Annotated in this window: 1 protein-coding gene; it reads right to left on the bottom strand. The window is 77.0% G+C overall.

Features of this window, described 5'->3' with window-relative positions; genetic code table 11:
* Positions 1-5,603: type I polyketide synthase (locus F9B16_RS53385; protein WP_225992650.1), on the bottom strand; the 5,603-nt coding region annotated here is incomplete at both ends.

The raw sequence follows: 5,603 nt of genomic DNA, 5'->3' as shown, positions 1-5,603 counted from the left end.
GGCGCGGTCACGTCCGGGCCAGGGGGCGCGGGCGCCTCCGGCCGGCGGCGCCGGGCGGGGGCCAGGGCGCGCAGCAGCGGCGGCACCTCTCCGGCGGCGCGGACGGCGGCGAGGTCCAGCCGGATCGGCACCAGCGCCGGCCGGTCGCTCTCCAGCGCGGCGTCGAACAGCGCCAGGCCCTCGCCGGCGGTCAGCGGGCGCGTCCCGGAGCGGGCCATCCGCGCCAGGTCCGTGCCGGAGAGGCGGCCGCCCATTCCGGCGGTGCCGCCCCACAGTCCCCACGCGAGGGAGACCGCGGGCAGGCCCTGCTCGCGGCGGTGCCGGGCGAGCGCGTCGAGGAAGGCGTTGCCCGCCGCGTAGTTGCCCTGCCCGGGACTGCCGAACGTGGAGGACGCCGACGAGTACAGGACGAAGGCGGTGAGGTCGAGGTGCCGGGTGAGGTCGTGCAGATGCCAGGCTCCGTCCACCTTCGGCGTGAGGGCGGCGTCCCATTCCCGTGGGCCGAGCGAGGCCAGGACGCCGTCGGCGACGACCCCGGCCGCGTGCACGACCCCGGTCAGCCGGTCCGCGACCTGTTCGACGACCTCGGCGAGGGCGGTCCGGTCGGCCACGTCGGCGGCGACGTTCCGCACCCCGGCCCCGAGTGCGGACAGTTCGCCGACCCATTCGGCGGGGGCGCCCGTCCGGGACAGCAGGACCAGCTCCGCGACGCCGTGCTCCCGCACGAGGTGCTCGGCGACGAGGCGGCCGAGCCCGCCGGTCGCGCCGGTCACCAGCACGGTCCCGCCGGCCAGCCGCGACCGTTCCGGCGGGTCCGGGAAGGGCGCGCGGGTCAGGCGGGGCACCAGGACCCGCCCGTCGCGCACCGCGACCTGCGGCTCCTCGGCGATCAGCGACCGCGCGGCGGCGACCGCCTCCTCGCCGGGCTCGTCGGTGACCAGGGACGCCAACAGGCCGGGGTGCTCGGACTGCGCGCTGCGGAGCAGGCCCCGCACCGCCTCGTGCACCGGGTCGTCCGGCGCGGTGACCACCAGGAGGCGGGCCGACGCGGCGCGCGGGTCGTCCGGCCAGTCGCGCAGCAGGCGCAGGGTCTCCCACCCCACCGCGCGGACGCGCTCGGGGAGAGGCCGCTCGGCGTCACCGCTCGCGACGCGGTGGACGACGACCTCCGGCGCCGCGTCGCCCGGCTTCCCCGCCGGAACCCACGCGACCTCGAACAGCCGGTCGCGCGCCCCGCCGGCGGCGAGACGGCCGGGGTCGAGCGGGCGCAGGGCGAGCGACTCGACGTCGACGACCGGGACGCCGGACGGGTCCGCCGCGCTGATGGCCACGGTGTCGGGCCCGGTCGCGGTCAGGTGGACGCGCAGCGCGCGGGCACCGGTCGCGTGCAGGCGCACGCCGGACCAGGAGAAGGCGAGGCGCGGCCGGTCGGGGTCGGGCAGCAGCGCGGCGGCGGCGATCGGGTGCAGGGCCGCGTCGAGCAGCGCGGGATGCAGGCCGAACCCGTCCGGGTCGGCCTTCTCCGGCAGCCGGAGCTCGGCCCACGCCTCCCCGTCGCCCGCCCAGACGGCGTGGACGGCGCGGAACGCGGGGCCGTACTCGACGTTGAGGTTCTCGTAGAAGCCGTCGAGGTCGAGACGGCGTGCGCCGGCAGGCGGCGGCCAGGGGACGGTGGTGCCCGGCCGCTCGTCCTCCCCGAGCGTCGCGGTGGCGTTCTCGGTCCACTCCGCGTCGGGACCGCCGCGGGTGTGGACGCGGACGGACCGGTCCTCGACGCGGACCTGGACGTCGAGCGCCCCGCCCTCGGGCAGCACGATCGGCGCCGACCCGGTGAGCTCGGCGACGGCCGGGGCGCCGCGCAGGGCGCCGATGTGGTGGAGGACGTCCAGGAGCGCGGTGCCCGGCAGCAGCACGGCCCCGGCCACCCGATGGTCGGCGAGCCAGGGGTGGTCGCGTTCGGTCAGCCGCCCGGTGAACACCGCGCCGCCGGAGCCGGCGAGCGGGACGGCCGCGTCGAGCAGCGGATGCCCGGCGGGCTCGGATCCGGCCGCCGCGTGGGCGCGGGCGGGCTGGAGCCAGTACCGCTCGCGCTGGAAGGCGTACGTCGGAAGCGCGACCCGCCGTGGGTCGGATCCGGCGAAGACGGCCGTCCAGTCGACCGGCACGCCGCGGACGTGGAGCTCGGCGAGCGAGGACAGGAAGCGCCGCGGCCCGCCGTCGTCGCGGCGCAGCGTGCCGACCGCCACGGACGGTTCCGTGACGATCTCCGCGATGCTCGGCACGAGGACGGGATGGGCGCTGACCTCGACGAACGCACGGAATCCGTCCTCGGCCAGCGCTTGCACCGCATCGGCGAAGCGGACTTGGCGCCGCAGATTCCGATACCAGTAGCCGCCGTCCAGTTCGGTGGTGTCCAGCCAGCGTCCTTCGACCGTGGAGAAGAACGGTACCGTCGACGCTCGCGGAGAAATCCCGTCCAGCAAGTCCGCCAGCTCAGCCTCGATCGACTCCACATGCGAGGTGTGCGAGGCGTAGTCCACCGGGATCCGCCGCGCCCGCACACCCTCGGCCTCGGCCCGAACGACGAGATCGTCCAGCGCACCCCGCTCGCCCGCGATCACCACCGACCCCGGGCCGTTGACCGCCGCGACCTCCAGCCCATCGCCCAACCACGACGAAACCCGCTCGAGCGGCACCGCCAACGACACCATCCCGCCACGCCCGGCCAACCCGCGCGCGATCGCCTGGCTCCGCAACGCCACCACCCGCGCCGCGTCCTCCAACGACAACGCTCCCGCCACGCACGCCGCCGCGATCTCACCCTGCGAATGCCCCACCACCGCGTCAGGACGGACGCCGTGGGCGCGCCAGACCTCGGCGAGCGCCACCATGACCGCGAAGGCGACCGGCTGCACGACGTCCACGCGGTCCAGCGGCCCGCGCAGCGCCTCGGTGAGCGACCAGTCCACGTGGGCGGCGAGCGCGTCGGCGCATTCGGCGAGCCGGGCCGCGAAGACTTGGGACGTCTCCAGCAGTTCCGCGCCCATGCCCGCCCACTGCGTCCCCTGCCCGGGGAAGACGAACACCGTCCTGCCGTCGACGTCGGCGACGCCGGACACGACGGTCGGCGCCGGCTCGCCCGCCGCGAGCGCGCCGAGGCCGGTGAGCGCCTCGTCCCGGCCGGCCGCGACGACCACGGCACGGTGGTGGAGCGCGGCGCGGGTGGTGGCCAGCGAGGACCCGAGGTCGGCCGGCCGCGTCTCCGGGCGCCCGAGCATGGCGTCCCGCAGCCGTCCCGCCTGCGCGCGGAGCGCCGGGACGGCACGGGCGGAGACCGGCAGGACCACCGCCTCCGGATCGGGCGCGAGGGCATCGCCGGCGGGCGCGGCGTCCGGACCCTGTTCGATGATCACGTGGGCGTTGGTGCCGCTGACGCCGAACGACGACACCCCGGCCCGGCGCGGCCGGTCCACCTCGGGCCACGCGCGCGCCTCGGTCAGCAGCCGCACACCGCCCGCCGACCAGTCCACCTGCGAGCTCGGCGCGTCCACGTGCAACGTCCGAGGCAGCACGCCGTGGCGCAGCGCCTGCACCATCTTGATCACACCCGCCACACCCGCCGCCGCCTGCGCATGACCGATGTTCGACTTCAGCGACCCCAGCCACAACGGCTGATCGGCGGGACGGTCCCGGCCATAGGTCGCCAGCAGCGCCCACGCCTCAATCGGATCCCCCAGCCGCGTCCCCGTCCCGTGGCCTTCGACGGCATCGACATCGGCGGCGCTCAAACCCGCGTTGGCCAGCGCCTGACCGATCACCCGCTCCTGCGACGGACCGTTCGGCGCCGTCAGACCGTTCGACCCACCGTCCTGGTTGACCGCCGAACCCCGCACCACCGCCAGCACCTCGTGACCGTTGCGGCGCGCGTCCGACAACCGCTCCAGCACCAGCACACCGACGCCTTCGGACCAGCCCGTCCCGTCGGCGGCGTCGGCGTACGCCTTGCACCGGCCGTCCGCCGCGAGGGCGCCCTGGCGGGTGAACTCGACGAACGAGGTGGGCCGGGCCATCACGGCCACTCCCCCGGCCAGCGCCAGCGAGGACTCCCCCGACCGCAGCGACTGCGCCGCCAGATGCAGCGCCACCAGCGACGACGAGCACGCCGTGTCCACCGTCACCGCCGGGCCCTCGAAGCCGAGGGTGTAGGACACGCGGCCGGAGGCGACGCTGCCGGAGTTGCCGGTGCCCAGATAGCCCTCAAGGTCGGCGGGCACTTCACCGAGGTCGGTGGCGTAGTCGTGGTACATCAGGCCCGAGAAGACCCCGACGTCGCGGCCGCGCAGGGAGGCCGGGTCGACGCCCGCGCGTTCCAGGGCCTCCCACGACACCTCCAGCAGCAGCCGCTGCTGCGGGTCCATGGCGAGGGCCTCGCGCGGGGAGATCCCGAAGAAGCCCGCGTCGAAGTCGCCGGCGTCGTGGAGGAATCCGCCGTGCCGGGTGGCGGTCCGCAGGGAGTCGACGTCCCAGCCGCGGTCGGCGGGGAACTCCGTGATGGCCTCGGCGCCGTCGGCGACGAGCCGCCACAGGTCCTCCGGCGAGGCGATCCCGCCCGGCAGGCGGCAGGCCATGCCCACGATCGCGACAGGCTCGCCGGACAGGGCGTGCGGGACGGCCGCGTCCCGGTTGGCGGGCTCGGCGAGCAGCGACGCCCGCAGGTGGCGTGCGACGGCGAGCGGGGTCGGATGGTCGAAGGCGAGCGTGGCGGGCAGCGGCAGCCCGGAGGCGGCGGCCAGCCGGTCGCGCAGGGCGACGGCGGTCAGCGAGGTGAGCCCGAGGTCGCGGAACGGCGCGTCGGCGGGGAGGTCGCCGCCGGCGCCGAGCAGGTCGGCGACCGCCGTCCGGACGAGGTCCGTCAGCAGCCGGTCGCGGTCGGCCGGGCCGGGCAGGTCCAGGAGCCGGCGGCGCAGGTCCGCGGCCGCGCCGTCGTCCGCGGCCACCGGACGGGCCGGGGCCTCGATCAGATCGCGCAGCGGGGCCGGGACCCCGTCGGCGCGCACCGCCGCCGGGTCGAGGCGGAACGCGGCGAGGCAGGTCTCCTCCGAGGCGAGCGCCGCGTCCAGCGCCGACATGCGGTCCCGGGCCGTCAGGCGCCCGACGCCCGGCGGCGGCGGACGGCCGTCGCCCTCGACGGGACCCAGGGCCAAGGACAGCGCGGGCCGCTCGTCGGCCGCGCGGCGGCGGGCCAGCGCGTCGAAGGATGCGCCGAGGGCGGCCTCCACCTCCCCTTCGCGTCCGGCGGCTCCGAGCAGCCCAGTGGCCGGGGAGAGCAGCACGAACGCGTCGAGGTCGTGGTCCCGGGTCAGCTCGGACAGGTTCACCGCCCCCGCAAGGGCGGCCTCGGCGTCCTGTCCGCCGGGCGCGTGGACGACGGCACCGATCGGGCCGCTCGCGGCGAGCAGCGCGGCGAGGGCGTCCCGGTCGGCGGCGTCGTCGGCGACGGTGGCGACATCGGCTCCGTGGGCCGCGGCCAGGTGGCGGGCCACGGCCGCGCCGAGCTCGCCGCCGGCCCCGGTGACGAGCACGGTCCGGCCCGCGCCGATCGG

Source organism: Actinomadura montaniterrae (genome assembly GCF_008923365.1).
Lineage (GTDB): Bacteria > Actinomycetota > Actinomycetes > Streptosporangiales > Streptosporangiaceae > Spirillospora > Spirillospora montaniterrae.
The sequence above is the reverse complement of the archived record's forward strand: the minus strand, read 5'-3'. Positions and strand labels throughout refer to the sequence as shown.